General features: G+C 57.0%; 10 protein-coding genes. 5 read left to right on the forward strand and 5 right to left on the reverse strand.

Annotated elements, in window-relative coordinates:
* Positions 1-46 precede the first annotated feature (46 nt).
* The gene (locus VFA76_08660) at positions 47-3670 is read right to left on the reverse strand and encodes a tetratricopeptide repeat protein (protein ID HZR31908.1); all 3624 of its coding nucleotides are present in this window, start codon (positions 3668-3670) and stop codon (positions 47-49) included.
* A 303-nt stretch (positions 3671-3973) separates the two neighbouring features.
* On the opposite strand from VFA76_08660, the gene VFA76_08665 reads away from it, so the two are divergent.
* Positions 3974-5722: a thiamine pyrophosphate-dependent enzyme gene (locus VFA76_08665; protein HZR31909.1), complete on the forward strand. Its 1749-nt coding sequence runs from the start codon at positions 3974-3976 to the stop codon at positions 5720-5722.
* Between the two features lie 6 nt (positions 5723-5728).
* On the opposite strand, the gene VFA76_08670 is transcribed toward VFA76_08665, so the two are convergent.
* The 3 genes from VFA76_08670 to VFA76_08680 form a co-directional block, all read right to left on the reverse strand.
* The gene (locus VFA76_08670; protein ID HZR31910.1) at positions 5729-7069 is read right to left on the reverse strand and encodes a PIG-L family deacetylase; all 1341 of its coding nucleotides are present in this window, start codon (positions 7067-7069) and stop codon (positions 5729-5731) included.
* 115 nt (positions 7070-7184) lie between these two features.
* Positions 7185-10643, reverse strand: coding sequence for a TonB-dependent receptor (locus tag VFA76_08675; GenBank protein HZR31911.1), 3459 nt, complete (start codon positions 10641-10643; stop codon positions 7185-7187).
* 81 nt (positions 10644-10724) lie between these two features.
* Positions 10725-11924, reverse strand: coding sequence for a tetratricopeptide repeat protein (locus VFA76_08680; GenBank protein ID HZR31912.1), 1200 nt, complete (start codon positions 11922-11924; stop codon positions 10725-10727).
* 433 nt (positions 11925-12357) lie between these two features.
* Between VFA76_08680 and VFA76_08685 the strand changes: the two genes are divergently transcribed.
* From VFA76_08685 to VFA76_08695, 3 genes are all read left to right on the forward strand, one after another.
* Positions 12358-12810 carry a TonB family protein gene (locus VFA76_08685; GenBank protein HZR31913.1) on the forward strand — a complete coding sequence of 151 codons (453 nt, stop codon included), beginning with the start codon at positions 12358-12360 and terminating at the stop codon, positions 12808-12810.
* A gap of 211 nt (positions 12811-13021) precedes the next feature.
* Complete coding sequence (locus tag VFA76_08690; protein HZR31914.1) at positions 13022-14797, forward strand: hypothetical protein; 1776 nt, start codon at positions 13022-13024, stop codon at positions 14795-14797.
* Between the two features lie 133 nt (positions 14798-14930).
* Complete coding sequence (locus VFA76_08695; GenBank protein HZR31915.1) at positions 14931-15941, forward strand: Gfo/Idh/MocA family oxidoreductase; 1011 nt, start codon at positions 14931-14933, stop codon at positions 15939-15941.
* A 101-nt stretch (positions 15942-16042) separates the two neighbouring features.
* Here VFA76_08695 and VFA76_08700 read toward each other — a convergent pair whose 3' ends face one another.
* A complete protein-coding gene (locus VFA76_08700) occupies positions 16043-16777 on the reverse strand; it encodes a hypothetical protein (GenBank protein HZR31916.1) in 735 nt (244 codons plus the stop codon).
* 261 nt (positions 16778-17038) lie between these two features.
* Between VFA76_08700 and VFA76_08705 the strand changes: the two genes are divergently transcribed.
* Positions 17039-18142, forward strand: a complete 1104-nt coding sequence (locus VFA76_08705; protein ID HZR31917.1) for a tetratricopeptide repeat protein — start codon at positions 17039-17041, stop codon at positions 18140-18142.
* The last annotated feature ends 203 nt before the right edge of the window (positions 18143-18345 follow it).

Consider the following 18345-nt stretch of genomic DNA (forward strand, 5'->3'; position numbering starts at 1 on the left):
AGCGACCGAGATGCTTAGGAGTAGGCAAGACGGGAGACTCTGGCGGTTAGGTCTTCTGGAGATTGGCTCCGCGGGTGGCTTCCGCGTAAATTTTATTCAGGTCAGAACGGTCCAGCAGATGTTCTGCCCCGGCTTCCTTTTTGATGTCGTCTAACAGGCGTAGGGCCTGCCGGTACTGGTCAGCCCCTTCCGAAATATTGCCCGAAAGCCGAAGTGAGGTCCCCATCAGGTAATGGATCCTGGCGTTCTCCATGCGCATACCCAGCTTCTCGCTATTACCCAGGATTTGTTGTAGTTCCTGGCGAGCGCGCGTGTAGTCCTTGTTCTGCACGATTGCTTCGGCTCGATAGACGGAACACTCGAGCGAGCGTTGTCGTTGGCCAAGAGAATCTGCTTGCTGTTGCAGGTGGGCAAATTCATTGGCGGCCGCGGTCGCGTGTCCCTCGACGAGCGCTGCCCTGGCAAGATTGATCTTCGATATAAGAACATCCTCCGGTTGTCCGCCCTGGGAAGCGGTGCTTAAGGCTTGTTGATACATCGCCTTCGCCCCGCCCACATTTCCGGCGTAGAACAGCACGTCGCCGCGTGTATTCAGGAGGCTTGCGCGTAATGAGTTGTTCTTCAGGTTACGCGCCAATAGTTCTGCTTCATTCAGGGGAGCAGCGGCTTCGGCGCTCCTTCCCGCCTCCGCAAGAAATCTGCCGAAATCATTCAGGGATTGCGCCAGCTCAATGCTGCGGTCCCCGGCATCTCGAAGCGACTTGAGCGTGTCTTGCATCGCATTCACGGCGGCCCCATAGCGGCCCTGACGGGCGAAAATGAATGCCATGCTGTGTGACTGGGAAGCTGCGCCACGGTTGTCCGATGCCTTTCGGTCAAGATCCAACGCCTTGATGAAGTCCGCCATCGCCTGCTCATCATGGCCAAGGTTGCCGTAGGCAACACCAAGATTGTGGAGAGTGTCGGCAATGTCAGGCGGGACATTCAGTTTCTGGCGCAACTGGAACGCCTGCTGTAAATAAGTGAGAGCGCCCTCATAATCGGCGAGCCGGAGGTAGACGTTACCGATATTGTTCAAGCAGAGAGCTTGATTGGTTTCATCGCCGGAATCGCGCTGAATCTGTAGTGACTCTTTATACATTTTCAGGGCTTGTTGGTATTGTCCCCGGTCAAGATAAAGATTAGCGAGATCAATAAGGGTGTCACCGGCCTCTTTCTTGGCTCCGATTTCACGCTCGATCTGCAATCCTCGATTAAAGCTGGTCAGGGCTAAATCGGACTTCCCGACGAGTGCCTGTACCTGCGCCATGCTGCTTAGGTCGGATGCCATAGCGCGCTTCTGTCCGATCTTCGTATTGATGTCTAACGATTCCTGCAAACTACGCAAAGCCTCATCGGGCTTATTCATGAGGCGATAGGAGATACCCATGGCCAACAAGATCAGTCCCTTTTGCTCCTGGTTGTCGGATTGAATTGCGAGGCTCAGACCCTTCGTTAAAGGATCGAGAGCGGCCCGCGGATTGCCGCTCATCATCTCCACAGCACCCATTTGCCAGAGCGTCCGGATATTTTTGGGGTCGGCCTGCAAGATGCGTGAGAATAGCGCCCGGGCTTTATCGTAATCAGCCTCATCGCGGTAGAGACTGCCCAAAGCGTATTGCACGTCAGGATTGTCGGGAAGAGTCTTGGACAAGTTCTCGTAAGCTTCGATGGCTTTCTTGTTGTCCCTCACGATTCGAGCGTGAGCCGCTTCTATAAGATATTTCTCCGCGAGTGGCAGTTGGTACGCGAGCTCGATCGCCTTGCGGGAGACCTGCTCCGCCTCACTATCGTAACCGAGGGCGGAGTTCGCGTCGGCCAAGCGCGAGAACGCCAGGGCAAATTGTGGGTCCTCCTTGGTAGCGGATCCCAAGCTCTTCACCGCTTCAAGGTTCTTGCCCTCGCGCAGGAGCTGTACGCCTTGGTTGTAATCACGAAGTGCGAGTGGCGATTTGGAGCTTGGCTGGAAAGAGCTGGCCTTGAGTTCCTTCAGTACGTCAGGCGAAACAGAAAGATTCTGGCGGATCGATTCGGCGAGGCGGCTCGCAGCAGCGGGAATATCCTTCTCGCCGGCAGGGTCGAGCTTCAGCGGGATCCGCCGATCTCGGTTTATGTCCTGAAGGGTGGCGTCAATCTTGATCTGGTCGCCCAATCGGACAAACTGTCCCGACACGACGTTGTCGGCGTTGCTAGATTCTGCGATGCGAGCGAGTGTAGCCAGATCGATGCTAGTGGAAGGACCAATTCGCAAGTCGGTCAAAAGTTGGTGCACACGATCAGGAGAGACCGTGCGCAGGTGTGCGGAGTGACCAACCGCAGTGTTCAACATTTCCGCGAGAGTGGGTCCTAACCAGTCCAGGGATGGGTCACCCGAGGCATTGCGGAACGGGAGGATGGCCAAAGACACCTGGGGACCGGCGGGCGCGGTTCTGGTGGCGGTTGACTTCGAAAATAGTTTGTCGCGAAAGATGTAACCGGTTCCCGCGAGGAGCAGCACCACCAGGACCACCGAGGCAGCGACCCAAGGGAAACCTTGTCCCCATGGCCTGACCGGTGGGAAGCCGAGCGAGGCGGCGGCTTTGTTCCCTTGCCAGACGCTGAGATCGTTGAGCAGCTCCTGCGCGGTCTGGTAGCGCAGCTTGAGGTCTCTTTCCAGGCACCGGCTGACCACATTACTCAGGCCGCGCGGGACTTTGCTTTCCAAGTCTGCGACAGGAATGGCACGCTCCTGAGTGCGCTTCAGCAAGCTGGCCAGGGCGGTGTCGGCCTTGTAAGGGGTCTTGCCGCTTAGCAGTTCGTAGAAGATCAAGCCCACGGTAAAGAGATCAGAACGCTGATCGAGTTCGGTCCCCAGAGCCTGTTCGGGGGACATGTACTCCATGGTGCCGATGAGAGCGCCGCTCTGGGTCATGCCTCCGGTCGCCTCTAGTGAGCGTGCCAGTCCGAAGTCCATCACCACCACGCGGCCCTGAGCGTCGCGCATGATGTTCTGCGGCTTCAGGTCGCGATGGATGACTCCCTCGCGGTGCGCGGCATCGAGCGCCAGGCAGACCTGCTGCATGATGTCCACCGCCTCTTCAGGCGTGAACTTCTGCCGTTCCAGCAGCAGGCTGTGCAGGTCGCGCCCCTCAACGTATTCCATGGTGATGAACTTCACGCCTTCGGCTTCGCCGAGGTCATAAATTCGGATTACGTTGCGATGGGTAACCTGCCGCGCCAGGATAAGTTCCTGCTTGAAGCGCTGGATGATGGCAGGATTGCCAGCGAGCTCAGGCCGAATAACCTTGAGAGCGACGGTGCGTTCCAGTTCGCGGTCGGTGGCCTTGTAAACCGCACCCATACCACCTTCGCCTAGCATTTGCAGAATTTCGTACCGTCCGGCAAGGATTGTTCCCGCGGGGAGTGCGGTTGGGGATCCCCAGTAACCTGCCGACATGGGCGCGCGCTTGGCGGCGACGGCCCCCGGAGCAATGGTCTCGCCGGAAATGGTCTGCGCTGGAAAGGCTTTACTTTCAGGGACAGGAGTCAGGGTAGCGGCCGCATCCCGGTGAGCGCCTGAGACAGGACGCATATTCTCGGGCACGAGCGTAGCATCGTCGGGGTTTGGCGGCGGCTTCTTGTCCTCTTTCATGTCAACGACTGATAAACCAGGAAACAGGCCATGAGAGAAGCCCGTGGCAGGGTGCCAGATCGCTCGCTCTCCGCGATGGCCAAGTCGGATTAGTATATACCGCGCTAAACCTGACATCAGCCGAAAAAATGCGGCAAATGGTATTTGGGCACACCCATCAAGAAGTCGTAATGCAGATCAGGAATTCTCACCAGGGCTGAACCCGCGACTTTCCTCCTAGCAAACGGGACGTTCTGCACGGGCATCGTACTGATCAGTTCCAGCAGATGATGAAGCTGAGGAGTTCCGCGAAAGGACGTCGCTATGACCGCAGGAGACGTGCTCGTCGAATGTTTGCTCGAGTGGGGTGTTGAGGTTGTTTTCGGTTTGCCGGGAGACGGCATCAACGGAATCATTGAGGCGTTTCGCGCCCGCAAGGACAAGATCCGCTTCATTCTGGTCCGGCACGAAGAAGCTGCCGCTTTCATGGCTTGCGGCTATGCCAAGTACACGGGAAAACTGGGTGTATGCGTGGCCACCTCCGGTCCCGGCGGAATTCATCTGCTGAACGGGCTTTATGACGCCAAAATGGACGGCGCTTCGGTGTTGGCCATCACGGGGCTGCAATACCACGACCTGATCGGCACGTTCACGCAGCAGGATGTGGAGTTGGACAAACTGTACGCAGATGTGTGCGTTTACAACCAGCGCATCATGGGTCCAACTCACGTTCAAAACGTGATGAACCTGGCATGCCGCACTGCTCTTGCCTATCACGGCGTGGCTCACGTGACCATGCCGGTGGATTTTCAGGAAATCGACGTTAAGGACTGGAAACGTTCGAAGCGCAACATCCCCCACCACACTTCCGCTGTGCGCGCGCATGCTATGAAAATTCCAGCTCTCAGCGAATTGCAGAGAGCGGCCGACATCCTGAATGAAGGAAAGAAAGTTGCGATCCTCGCCGGGCGTGGAGCGCTGCATGCGACCGATGAACTGGAACAGGTGGCCGACATTCTGGCTGGCCCCATTATCAAACCATTGCTGGGCAAAGCGGCTGTCCCGGATGACAGTCCCTACACGACGGGTCCGATAGGCCTGCTGGGGACCAAGCCATCGCAGGAGGCAATTGAGGACTGCGACACGATTTTCATGGTGGGCACGTCATTCCCGTACCTGGAGTTCATGCCCAAGCCGGACCAAGCCCAGAGCGTGCAGATAGATAGCGATCCCAAGCGGATTGGATTGCGCTATCCGGTCGAGGTTGGACTGATGGGAGATAGCCAAATTGTTCTGCAAAACCTGATACCGCTGCTTACCCGTAAAGAGGACCGCAGCTTCCTGGAAGCTGCCCAGGCGGGAATGAAAGATTGGTGGCAACTGATGGAAAAGCAGGCGACGCGCAACGACAAGCCGATGAAGCCGCAACTGGTGGCATGGGAACTCGGTAAGCGCCTGCGAGATGATGCCATCGTGAGTTGCGATTGCGGAACCGTCGCTACCTGGTGGGCGCGTCTGATCCGCGCCAGGCGCGGCCAGATGTTTAGCATCTCCGGCACTCTGGCGAGTATGGCCAATGGCATGCCCTACACGATCGCGGCGCAGGTCGCCTATCCTGACCGGCAGTGCGTTGCGTTTGTGGGAGACGGGGGATTCTCCATGCTGATGGCCGAGTTTGTGACAGCAGTGAAATACAAATTGCCCATCAAGGTTGTGATCGTGGATAACCGCAGCCTGGGCATGATCAAGTGGGAGCAGATGGTGTTCCTGGGAAATCCCGAGTACGTCATTGACAACGCGCCTATAGATTTTGCGGAATTTGCGCACGCGTGTGGCGGGGTTGGGTTTTCTGTGGACGATCCTGCGAACTGCGGCGAGACCATGGACGCATTCCTGAATGCGCCCGGGCCAGCGATATTGCGGGCCGTAGTGGATCCATTCGAGCCGCCGATGCCGGCAAAGATCAAACCTGAGCAAGCTTTGCACTTCGCAGAGTCGCTAGCGCGCGGCGAGCCCAACCGCAAAAAGATCATCCTGACCATTCTTGCTGACAAAGTGAAAGAGATGGTGTAGCGGAATTTACTGCGGCATAACGTTGGAGCCGGCGTTAACGCGTAAGGCCACTGATCCGGCCTTCTGTCCGTCGCTCTCCGCGGTCCACGTCAAGTTTTGCCACCCCTTTTGACCGTCCGGAGGATTGATTGCGAGCTGAACCGGATAGGTATCATGCGCACGTACCGGGTACACCTGGTCACCGGGCTCTTGCTTCCAGCCAGCGGGCAAGGTGGCGCGAAGAGTCACCTGCTTGGGCGAGTCAGTGTCGTTGTGAATCAGCAAGGGCAGCAACAACTTGTCTCCGGGTGCGATTCCGGCTTCCGCAGGAAATAGACTTTCAATATGCTCGACATTGTGGGCGGTGCGGAAACGATGGTAGAAGGCCCAAGGTCCGCCCAACTCCAATGAAACCCCTTGGCGTGCTTCAGGCTGGTAGCCACGCGGGCGGACATAGTTGATAGGCGCGGCAGTAATTCCCTCAAATACATCGCTTGTCGGCGAACCGCCAACCAGGGACTTGCCGAAGATCAGCCTCACCGGCATCTCAGTAAATTCTTTAAGTTGCTGCTCGGTGAAGTCGGCCTGGGTTTTGTAGTACCTCCAGGCATCGGCAGCGATTTTTGAGTATGGAACTCCCTTCGCCGGCGAAACATCGCTGGTGGGATATTCGGGTCCATTACCTTTGTAGAAATCGAATCGCAAGGAATCAGAGAAGTAATAAATCTTCTTAGGTTGCCAGGGTCGCAATCCTTCGCCGTAGTTGTTGATCGTGGAGTAATTGCGCGGGGGATTAACCTGTTCTGGGAAGATTACGGGGTTCGCGGCTAAGTCAAAAGCCTCCGTTGCAATCACACCGGCTGCCTGATGGTCACCGTGATTCTCGCCTACGACGAAATTGGGCATCCAGGTGAGAATGACTTCTGGGCGAGTTAGACGAACCAGACGCACCATCTCCTCGAGAGCAGCGCCATGATGCCAGGTTTCCAGCGAGTGCAGCACGTCCTGGCTAGCGGTGTCCGAACCGCGCAAAAACCAGGCGTTGGTGACGCCGTATGAGGCAAGCGATTTCCGCGATTCCATTTCGCGAACATCGGCGAGCGCGGCTGCCTGCTCCTGGCCGGCGCCGTTTCCTCCCGAGTTGCCGCGGGTGCCATAGACCACGGCCACGCGCTTGTGCTGTTGCTCGATCTGTTTGGCCAGGTAAGCGGCAACCTCAATGTCGTCATCGGGATGCCCGACAACCAGCAGAATGTCGGCCTTGTAGCGCTCATCTGGAGGCGGATTCGTCGGAGCTTGAGGAAGCTGGCACCAACTGAGCGAAGTAAGCAATACGGCGCAGGCAAGAAGCCGAAGAGGCATACTCATGCTGGAATGAAATCCTTTCTTAATTTCCTTAAAGACAAGTTCACAGCGAGAAAAATGAAAACGATGCTAACACGAAGGGCCGGAGAAACTTGCGCTCCGGCCTCATCGTCATCCGTCAAAATCGGAAGTGCAATCCGAACTGCATTTGGCGCATGTCAGTGGCCGCTCCGGTGATTTGTCCCGCTCCCGAAACGTCCACGGTTGAACCTGGCAGTGCCAGATTAGTGTGATTGGGTGCGTTGAAATTCTCCCACCGAAATTCCAAGCTCTTGTTCTCTGTGATCATGAAATTCTTGGAAAGCGACAGGTTAAAGACGTACTGCGCTGGCCCACGCAAAGACCCCTTGGACGCCGTGCCGTTGCGGAAAGGCTGCTGCGGCGATGTGTAAGCGCTGGGGTTAAACCACAAGTTGCGGTTGGGGTTGGAGACATGGGGATCGGCAATAATGTCTGGCCGCACGCTGTTGAAATCCGTATTGAGCAGCGGAGCATTGGAGACATAGGGGGTAAATGCGGCGCCCGACAGCAGCGTAGTCACTCCACTAAAACGCCAGCCACCCACCAAGGCATCCGCAACCTTGTTCGTCTTCGATCCCCAGCGGCGGCCCTTGCCGAAGGGCAGGTCCCAAGTGTGAAGCAGGGTCAAGGCGTGGGTGTGATCAAAGCTGGCGGGACCGTGATCGCCCCGAATGTTGTAGTTGTCTGAGAAGTTGTAGCCACCTTCAGAGTTGGTCATGGCTTTCGACCAGGTATAGGTCAGGAGGAAATCCAATCCATGGGAGGTGCGTTGCTGCAATTTTGCCTGCAGGCCGTTGTAGCTTGAGTTATCGCAGTTGCAAACATCGTAAACGCCCTGCGAAAGACCGAACTTATTAAACGGACGGCGTGGGCCGAAGTCACCTGGGCCGGGGACGGCCTGATTCGTATTCCTATTAGCGAAGAGATGCCGGCCAACGTTGCCCACATAGGCGACTTCGGCCGTCAGATTGGAACGAATCTCATGTTGCACGGATAGGTTCCAGAAATCAGACAGGGGAATGCGATAAGTGTCCAAGGGAAAGAAATAGAAATAGACGCCAACACCGTCAGGCAGGGGATAGCGCCCGTTTGAGCCAATAGGAACAGGCGGAGGGAGTGGCGGACCTGTGGCAAGAAAATTCGGCACCACCGGCGAATAATTATTTGGTGCGCTCAAAAACTGACCGAATTGCACTGGGGGATCCACCTCCGGGTTCTGGCCGAACACAGCTCCTACTCCAGCCGCGTTAAAGCTGCGACCGTATCCCGCACGCACGACTGTCGTTGTGCGTAGTTGATAGGCCAGGCCCAGCCGTGGCGCAAATCCCAAGTTGTACGGCTTAATGCCGAAGTTCGAAGGGACGGAGCCAACCCCGGCGACAAGCACTTCTCCCGTGGTGGGATCAAAGCTGCCTCCGCTACCAGGCTTGGCGCCGGTTTGGGGCAGGTAGTTTTCATAACGCAACCCGTAGTTAACCGTCAGCTTCGAGGTGGCGCGCCATGAGTCTTGCCCGAAGAAATAGAGCCGGGTTTGGCGAATGCTGGGGTAAAAGCCCGGACCGGTGAAGTTACGCGCGATGAAGCTGGGGTCGCCGAGCAGGTAGGTTGCAAGCCCAAGACCGGTGGTGGCGTTGCCAGCTGCAGCGGTGTCCACATCCGCGCTGCCAGTGACGCTGTCAGCAAAGGTCAATTCGCCCGATCGGTGATTGCCGCTGTCAATGCGGGTAGTTTGGGCGCGGCGTACGTCTGCACCCCACTTAATGGTGTGGTTGCCGCTCTGCTTCGTCCAGTTATCTACCCACTGAAAGTGGTTCTCGGTTTCATTCAGCGGGCAGTTGCATTGATTGACGTTAAGCCCGTAGCCGAAATTAAACCCGCCATCTCCATTTACATAAAAGGCCGGCATACTGCTGGTTTCCGGTGTACCACGATTTAGGCCGATGAGACCGGCGTCGGATGCGGGAAAAGTACCGAAGCCACCAGGCCGCACACGAACCCGGTAACGGTAAGCGCCGAAACGGAAATCGGTGATGAGTGTGGGGTTCAAGGCGTAGGTTGCACCCAAAGCCAGGCTCTGATTTCGCGCCAGCGAACTGCCAGCAAAATGGAAGGCGGAAGGACCGCCAGCCTCATCGCCGTAAGCGCCGGGGGAGTTCTTATCGAAGTTGGCCAGACTGTAACGGCCAAAGAAGTGCATTTTTTCAGAAAAGTTGTAGTCAATCCGGCCATCGTACTGGTCGGAATTAAACTTCTCTGAAAAGCCTGCGGCGAAATTGTTTGCCACATCGCCTGGAGCGCCGAAATTCGGCATGGGTAGGAAATTGAGTAGCTTCATCATGGAAGCACTCGGTGTCGGTAGGACATTGAGACGCCCGCCGCTGGAGAAAGCTTTGCGCCCGGTACCGTCGAAAATTCCGGTGGTGGGATCAAAATTGCCGCTTCTCGGATCGAACACCATTCCTGCCCGCGCCGCCACCGTGGCGCCTTCGGTGGTGGTCACATTCACAGGATTGGAGCAGGGGCTAGCTGAGGTCGTTCCGTTAGCGCAAATGTAGTTCCCCAATAGCGCACTCAGATCGCCAGTGCGCTCCGCAGCTGTGGGCACAGTTGTGATAAGGGCTCCGCCCGTCCTGCGCCGGGTTCCCTGATAGTCGAAGAAACCGAAAAGCTTGTCCTTACGCAGCGGGCCGCCTACTGAACCTCCGAACTGGTTCCAGCGCAGCGGCGGCTTAAGATGGCTGAAGGGATCTGCCGCATTGAACACGTCGTTGCGGAGATATTCAAAAAGCGAACCGTGAAGCTGATTGGTCCCCGACTTGGTGGTCCCTTGAAGTAGCGCTCCGGAAACGTTTCCGAACTCTGCGTCGTAATTGCTGGAGGTTACTTTGAATTCCTGCAGCGAGTCGGGATTGGGATTCACGACCGCAATGCCTAAAACATTGCTGTGGTTTTCGGTCCCGTCAAGTTCGAATCCATTGGAATAGAAGTATTGGCCGTTGACGTTGACTTGCAGCCCGCCTTGAGGATTCTCGCTTGAGGCATGTTGAAAGCCGTTCAATTGCGATCCAGGCAAGGCCAGCAGTAGCGTCGTGATGTTGCGATTAAAGATGGGAAGACGCTCCACTTCAGCCGCGGACAAGGTGGTGCTTACGTCCGCACGGTCAGTCTTGAGCAGCGGGCTCTCGGCGGTAACAGTCACACTGCTCTCTGCCTTACCGACGCTGACCTGAGCGTCCACACGGGTGGTTGCGTCCACCTGCACCTCGGCAGCGGCCGAGGACTCCGTAAACCCGCTCGCCTTCACCTTTACTTGGTAGTGCCCGGCCAGCAGGTGAGTTTGCGTGTAATTGCCCACCGAGTTCGTTGTGGTGTTGTAGGAGACGCCGCGGTCCGTGTCGGTAATCACCACTTGGGCGTTGGGAACGGCAGCGCCGCTAGGATCCGTCACAGTGCCGGTAATATTGCCAAACACCGCCTGGGCAAATGCACCGCGAGTAAGCGGCAAGCTGAGCAGCAAGGAAATTACAAGCACTCCCACAACCGTATTCCGGTGCATGATGAAACCTCCGCTTGTGACCATCACTTGCAAATGTCCTACCCGTACGTGTCGTTCTGAAAAGTGCTATGCCCCGGGAAGCTATGGCGTCCGGTTCTCGGGGTCAATCGTTTGCTGAGTCACATCCGCGGCCACGGACGCGCCGGAGAGCTGCGGCGCTCTAGGGGAACCGGCAGAATGGAGCTTCTGAAACAGCGCCATTTCTCTTTGCTGGGCTGCGGTATCACCCAGCGCCCTGTACGCTGCGGCCAACCGGAAGTGCGCAACTTCGTTTTCCGGTTCGCTGCGAACGGCCTCCAGCAGTTGTGCAAGCGCTTCCCGCGGTCTTCCTTGGATCATGAGGACGCTAGCCAGACCCATGCGCGCCTGAGAGAAATCGGAATGGTGTTGGACGGCGCGTGAGAAGTGCTCGATGGCACTCCCAAATTTGCCGCGCTGGCGATAGATCTCGCCGATCTCGTAATCGGCATCGGCATTCTCCGGGGTAACGGCAAGCTCCTGTTCAAATTCCTTCAGTGCGCCGTCAACCGCATCTGCTTCCTTAGAACTGCGGAGGATCGCCCGCCCCAAGCGGAAGTGAATACCTGGCATGCGGGGATCTATTTCAAGGATCTTCTTGTACTCCGCGATCGCCAGATCGTAGTGCTGCAGGCTCTCATGAACTTCGGCGGTTGCGTAGTAAGACCAAACCGAATCGGGGGCCCGCTGCATAAGCTGAGACATGAGCTCGTAGGCTCGATCCGCATGCAGACGCGAGGACTGAAATAGGATTTCGGGGTCGCTGGGATAGCGCTTGAGCAGTTCATCGGCCACGCCCATCGCCTTGTCATTTTGCTGCAACCCAGAATAGGCACGCTGCAGGTCGAGCCCGATGAGTTTCCCTAGTTGATCGTCCGGCGGATGGAGAAAGGCCGATCTAAGGATAGGTATTGCCTCGCGATGCCGTCCCAGCTCGGCATAGCAGAGGCCTAACATCGTCTGGGCCCTGGTCATCCTGGGATTCAGGCGGAGTGCGCGTTCGAAAACATTGGCCGCATCCAGCACACGGCTTTGGGAGTAATAAGCTACCCCTAAATTGGCGAAAACCTCGGGAGTGTCGGGAGCCAGCTCCGCGAGTCTTTGCAATAGCTTGGAGGCGCCTGCCCAATCCTTGGCTGACATGGCCTCCTGGGCCTGCGTCGAAATGGCCTCGAGTTCCGCCTGGTTTGATTGCACCCGATCGGGGTTTCGATTCCGGTTGTGCGCTGACTGCCCCAATGCGGCCTGACAGAGCAGAATCAAAAATACTGTCCCCCAGACGCACCGGCTGGGGCGATTATGAGGCTTTATCTCCGTGTCCAACTGGGGTAGTTGGACCTGAAAACATTGCAACAAGGTCATGAAGGGGGAGCCGTGTAAGGTGGGCATTTTCATGCCCAGCAGGAACGGGAGTCAAGGAATTTCTTAAATCGATTCAAGCACGGTCCTTGGCCCGCCGCCACCCGTGGGGGAAACGGTTCTGAGTCAAAGAGAGTTTCTGCTTTGCTGCAACACATTTCACCTGAGTCCGGTACAAATTTCGGCTCGTAGGTGTAACTCACAGTCTCCGCAAGTATTTACCGCCGATCCCCGGAAAGGATTGTTGGTTCTTCAATTGCCATCATGAGGCTGCCCTCCCCAGGGTGCCAGACTTCTCGCTCGCAAGTTACGAGTGAAAAGAGCAGGGGTCATAACAATGATTACTCGTCTCCCCCAGGTTGCGCTGATGGCAGTCCTTGCTTCAACCCTGTGCCTGGCCTCGACTGGCCCGGAGGGTTTCCGGACCTCCCCAATAAGACATCCCCAGCGGGTTGGAAACGAACGCCTCCTGAGCGGTTCGGTGAACATCCTCAATTTCGCGCCTTTAGAAGAGGCGGATGTGGAGATGGCGTGTGGGTCGTCGCAGCCGCCCAAAGCTTTGGCGACGCCGCATTCTGTGCTGACCGCGATTCCTGACAACGTGAGCATTACCGTGAACTTCATTATCGGAACCGACGGTCAGGTTTACAGCCCGTTTGTTCTGGACGGCGCTGGGGCCTCTCTCGACCGCAAAGTGGTAGAGACGGTTCGCCGGTGGCGTTATGTACCAGCCCTCTGCAATGGCGCCCCGACCGAAGCCGAAGTCAAAGTGAGGCTTTCGAGTCGTTAAGAAAGCGGCGGCTCTCCCCCTTAATTCAACGCGAAAATGGGCCGTCCGCGGCGTGCAATCGGCCCATATTCGCGCCACCCGAAAGTAACGCGCTGCCAGCGCGTTCCGCGCCTGCGAATGTCATCCTAGGACTTTATAATTTAGGGAATTTTGGCGCGGGAACTAGGGATTGCGAACGCATCTAATCTGCGCAAGTCCCCGGGAGCGAAACGTGATGCATCAGGCGCGCAAATGCCTGCTCGCGGTGATCTCGATTTTGCCCATCATCGGCTGTGGCGGTGGCTCGGGTTCGACCCCATCGACCATCACCGTGACGGTATCTCCCTCTTCCGCAACCCTAGTTCCGGGCGCTCAGCAACACTTTTCGGCGGCGGTGAGCGGCGCCACCAACCAAGCTGTCACATGGCAAGTGGATGGCGGCACCGGCGGTAACGCGACGCTGGGGACCATCACTTCGGCGGGGCAATATACCGCTCCCGCCAGCGTGCCAAAGCCGCCACTGGTCACAGTTTCCGCCGTTGCTCAGGCGGGAGGAATGGGCTCAGCCGCGGTCACCATTTCACCTCCTCAAGGCGCCGCCAATCAGACACCCCAGACGCCCCCTATTGAACTAGGGACCTCGGGCGGAAATTTGAACGACTCGACCACGAGCGGGACGACAACCACGTGTTGTTCAGGGACTTTGGGCGTACTCGTGATCCGTGCAGGGACGCAATATATCCTGAGCAACAACCACGTTCTAGCGAGATCCAACCAGGCCACGCTGGGCGAACTGATCGGCCAACCGGGATTGGTGGACACGGAGCCAAATCATTGCGACCCCACGCGGGCGACTCCGGTGGCGACCCTGAGCCAGTTCGTGCAACTTCCGTCAGGGGGGACGGACAGCGCGCCTGTGCCGGGTACTGTGGATGCGGCGCTGGCGGCGGTGACTCCAAGTATGGTGGATCCGTCAGGCCGGATTCTCGGGTTTGGCCCTTCGCCAGATACCTGCCTGCAATCGCCTTCGAATTCAGCATGTGCAGCAGCCCCAGCGCTGGCTCCCGCTCTTCCTGCGCTCGCCATGAAGGTAGCCAAGGCAGGTCGCAGTACGGGACTAACCTGCTCTACCATTGACGCTATTAACGCGCGAGTAAAAGTGGCGTACCAAAGTAAATGCAGCAAGACTGCCCCCAACTTTACCGTGGTGGAATTCGACAACCAGGTGAGCGTCAGCGGACAACAATTCAGTCAGGGTGGAGATTCGGGTTCATTAATGGTAAATGCCCAGACTGCCCAGCCGATTGCACTGCTGTTCGCGGGCAGTGACGGCGCACCCTTTGAAACGATTGGGAATCCGATCGCGCAAGTGCTCAATCACTTGGCAGATCCGAACACCGGAGCGGTGCCTGTAATTGTTGGCGGAGGCCAGCACTCAATTGCCTGTCCTGCGGGTTCCGTGGGCGCAATTGCAGCGAATGTAACGACGGCCGTACCAGAGGCTGAGAAAGCCCGAGCGGCCAATGTCTCGATGCGCAACGCTACCCGCCTGATGCGCAATCTGGCAGTGTCCGGAGTGGCTGTGGGAACCAGTGAAGACAGTCCCGGCGAGGCCGCGATTCTGGTGACAATCAACAGCGCCAGATTGGAGGGCAAACTAGCGCGCGACGTAGTACCTGCGACAATTGACGGTGTGCGCACAAGAATTGTCCCAGGAACTAGCTCGGCGTTGGCGGAAGCCGAGATCAGACGTGGGAGTGCAGTAAAAGCGCGGGTGGCTCGCGGATTAATGAGAAATCCGGCCGTGTTTGCGGTCGGAGTGGGAGCGAGTAACGATAGCCCTGGTGAAGCCGCGCTGGTAGTCGTAGTGGATAAAAATACGACCTACACGCCGCCTGCCGTGATTGAGGGCGTACGCACCAAAGTGGTCCGCGGCGGTCGTTTTGTGGCTTCCGGATGGAACGAGTCTGCACAACCGCAGAGCTGCTCATTGAAGCGTCACAATTAACACACTGTAAACATGAAGTCTGGCTGCGCTTCATTGACACTTGCCAAGCCGGACGTTACCCTTCGCCTTCGGCAATTCACACAAATACCAGACAAGCTAGCAACCAGAATTGGCAAACTTGCTGATGGCGTGAGTGCCTGACAAGATCGAAATGGTTCGCTTCGGCATCGTCGGATTTGGACTACACGCCACTAAACGGCTAATGCCGGGCTTCGCCAAAGCCAAGAACTCGCGGGTAAGCGCGCTGAGCCGGCGAAATCTGGAGGAGGCACGCGCCTCAGCCCAGCAGTTCAATATTCCGCTCGCGTTCGATTCAGTTGAGCAATTGTCCCAATCGCCCGAAGTGGACGCCGTACTGGTCACCACACCGAATGCCGTGCACCTTCACGACGTGCTGGTGGCGCTCTCCCACGGCAAGCCGGTGCTGGTGGAAAAACCCATGGGCGTAAATGCTAAGGAATGCCGGCAGATGGTGGAAGCGGCACATAAAAAGAACCTACTGCTGGGTGTAGCGCAAGTGTTTCGTTTCGAGGAGAGCGTCCGACGCTTGCGGGAGCGTGTGGCTGCCGGAGAAATAGGCAAGCCGATCTTTGCGCGTTCCGAGTTTTCCTTCAATGGCCGGGGGCATGCGCGCAAATGGATGAACGACCTCTCCATTTCTGGAGGCGGGCCGATTGCAGATATTGGAGTGCACTGCATTGATGCGCTGCGCTACATCTTGAATGACGAGATCGTGCGCGTCAGCGCCAGTACGACGGCAGACAGCGAATCCAAGCAGGTGGAGGCGACGGCGCTGCTGGGACTCGAGTTCAAGCGCGGAACGTTGGGATCGGTGGCAGTTTCCACGCGAGCCGAATATCGGACGCCTCTGGAACTTGTAGGTGAAACCGGCGTGCTGCGGGTGGATGATGCGCTCAACGTGGAGCGGCCGGTGCTCATCCAACTGAGACGCGGATGGGATGTGGTGGACAGCGAGGAAGTCTCAAATCAATTGGCTTACGCGCGTCAAGTGGACGCATTCGCGGACGCGGTGGAAGGCAAAGCGTCGTTTCCGGTGCCCGGAGAAGAAGGATGGAGAAATCAGTTGGTGCTCGATGCCGCCTATCGCAGCGCCCGCACCGGAAAATCAGAAGAAGTTAAGTGAATCGCGTAAACGCGGAATCGGCTAATCGGGAAATTTGATCTAGGCAATGTTTAGCTGCCCGCTTGGATCTCAGTTGCTCGAACCCAATCCCGATTCTTCGGTTACTTCCGCTGTATGCCTCTAGCCTGAAGGATCGCCCAATGCCACTCTTGGCCGGGAGCAAGCGTAATCCCAAGCGGTTGTTTGAATATGGCCGTGCTCAATGGCTCAGCTGAACCTTTCAGGTGGTAAAGCAGGGTGGTGTCTGGACGCCTCAAAGCTTGCGAGTCAGGGGCGGGGACATCTCCGGCCGTTGCCGGCAATAGGCGGGCGGGACCGAAAGTTGCGGCAGCCATACGATTGTCGCGTCTGACAATGGTAAGCCCAACCGTAATTTCCTGAAGTTCCCAGGTAGTTCCGTTGTAAACCGAGACCTGCAGGTCATCTCCCGCAATCGCCGCGGGACCGTCCAGCTTCGCCAACTCGGAGTCCGGCAGATCCAGCTGCATGGGAACAGCCAGCACAGCATGGTTCTGCGCGGTAAAAGAGAAACTGCAGGTCACTTCCGGACTTTGAGGCTGCTCCGATTGCAACGCTCTCAACATCGCCAGACCGGTAGCCAGATCGCGGCGCTCGGTCAGTTCGATGAGCTGGCGTAACTCAGAAAAATTTTCATTGGTAATGACCGGCAGCTCTGCCTTCTTGCTGTTGCGTAATTCGCGGGCGACATCACCCAACGGGCGCTGCGCCGCACCTTGTGCGTCCTGAGCTTGTGCTGGAACCACGAAACATGGCGCTTCAAGCATGGCGAACACCAGCCAAACCGCGATGTTTCTTAATTGGCTTTCGAAAATCATTCCTGCTCGCATTCTAACTGCGGAGACCCCGCGCAAAACGCAACCCGAACTCAATTGATAACTAAAGAAGCTATTTTGGAATTCTATCCAGACAGGGAGTTATGTAACGCTTGGACATCCGCACGTTGGTATTAGAACAAGCGGACACCCGGCCTAAGTTACTTGTTTGCAGCGCCGGATATGCCAGTATTTAGTCAGATCTCACGGACCACTCATCCCATGTCTGGAAACCACGGCCCAAAAGTTACTGCTGCGCTGCTTATGTCTTTCTTTCTTCTGTTCGCCCAGCCGGCCCGGAGCCAACAGATCGTCTATGACCGCTACATCAAGGTAAAGCTTCCGGCTGATTGGACGGAAAAGCGCTCCTGGGAACTGGGCGATGACCGGTCCATTCCTCTGTATAACTCAAGCCTGGCAGCGGTAGCGTTCGTGTGGGGATTTGATATTCCGCTCTACCATCCCTCGTATGTAAAGACGGTTGCCGAAAACGGCCGACTGAAACAGCGAATCGAATTTGACCTGAGCGCCTGGCCGGCTGAAGCTTCCCGCTACTATGCCATGGTGTCGAGTGGGTATAGGGTGCGCGCCACGCCCAAGGTCGTCACCGTGGGGCCGTCGTTCAAACCCGCGCAAGTACGGTACCTGGGCCAAGTAAAGATAGGGAATGCCCAACTCGAGTTGGCGGAATATTTTACTGATGAGGTAGTGAGCCCGGACTTTGCGGCGAAATATAAATTGCGTCCGGAGTTTATCGGCAGCAAGGTGCAAATCTTATTTGGTCAGGCTATCTTCGGGAAAAAACACGGCTACACGTTAACCGCATGCCGCTTCGCCAGCGCTCCCGACGTTGAGCTGCTTGCAGCCGAGCCGGCGAAATCGAATATCGAATGGATTAGGCCGCTGCTGGAGAACATCGAGCAAGTGTCGAAGACAGAGCAGGCCAATGCAACCGCCGCCGAGCACCAGCGGGACATGGTCAGTCACGCTCTGGCGATGACTCGGGCCCAGGAGCATCCTTATGAGCTGGCGCTGGAACAGCTGCAAGCCGTGTTGGCCGCGAACCCGGATGACGATAACGCACTGGCGGTGAAGGGCGAGATACTGCTCGAGCAGAGCAACCTAGAAGCGGCGGAAAAAACGTTGCGCCAAGCAGTCGCCATCAATCCTACGAACGACCGAGCAAATTTCGCTCTGGCAAGCACTCTCTGGCGGGAGAACAAAAGGGATGAGGCACTGGCAGGACTTGACCTTGTCCAGAAAATCAGCCCACTGTACCCAGGAATTGACTTGGTTTTAATGGAGAAGAGGGCCGCTCACCCGGTTGCCGCTGCGGCACAACCCCTCAAAGCTCCGGCTGATCATTAATCAAGCGGTTCTCGGTTAAATACCCGGATTTACATGCCTCCAGTGGAGCGCAACCGCGCCACCGGGTCGGCAACTGGTTGACGACGAAAAACCCAACGGGCCACCACGAATCCCACCGCAACCCACCAAAAATGCAGCGCTTTCATGTGTCACCCCCGCCTCAAAAGCCGGGGGAAGACGCTTGAGGCTACAGTTCCAAGCTA

Source organism: Terriglobales bacterium, from assembly GCA_035651655.1.
In the GTDB taxonomy this organism is placed as follows: Bacteria; Acidobacteriota; Terriglobia; order Terriglobales; family Acidobacteriaceae; genus DASRFG01.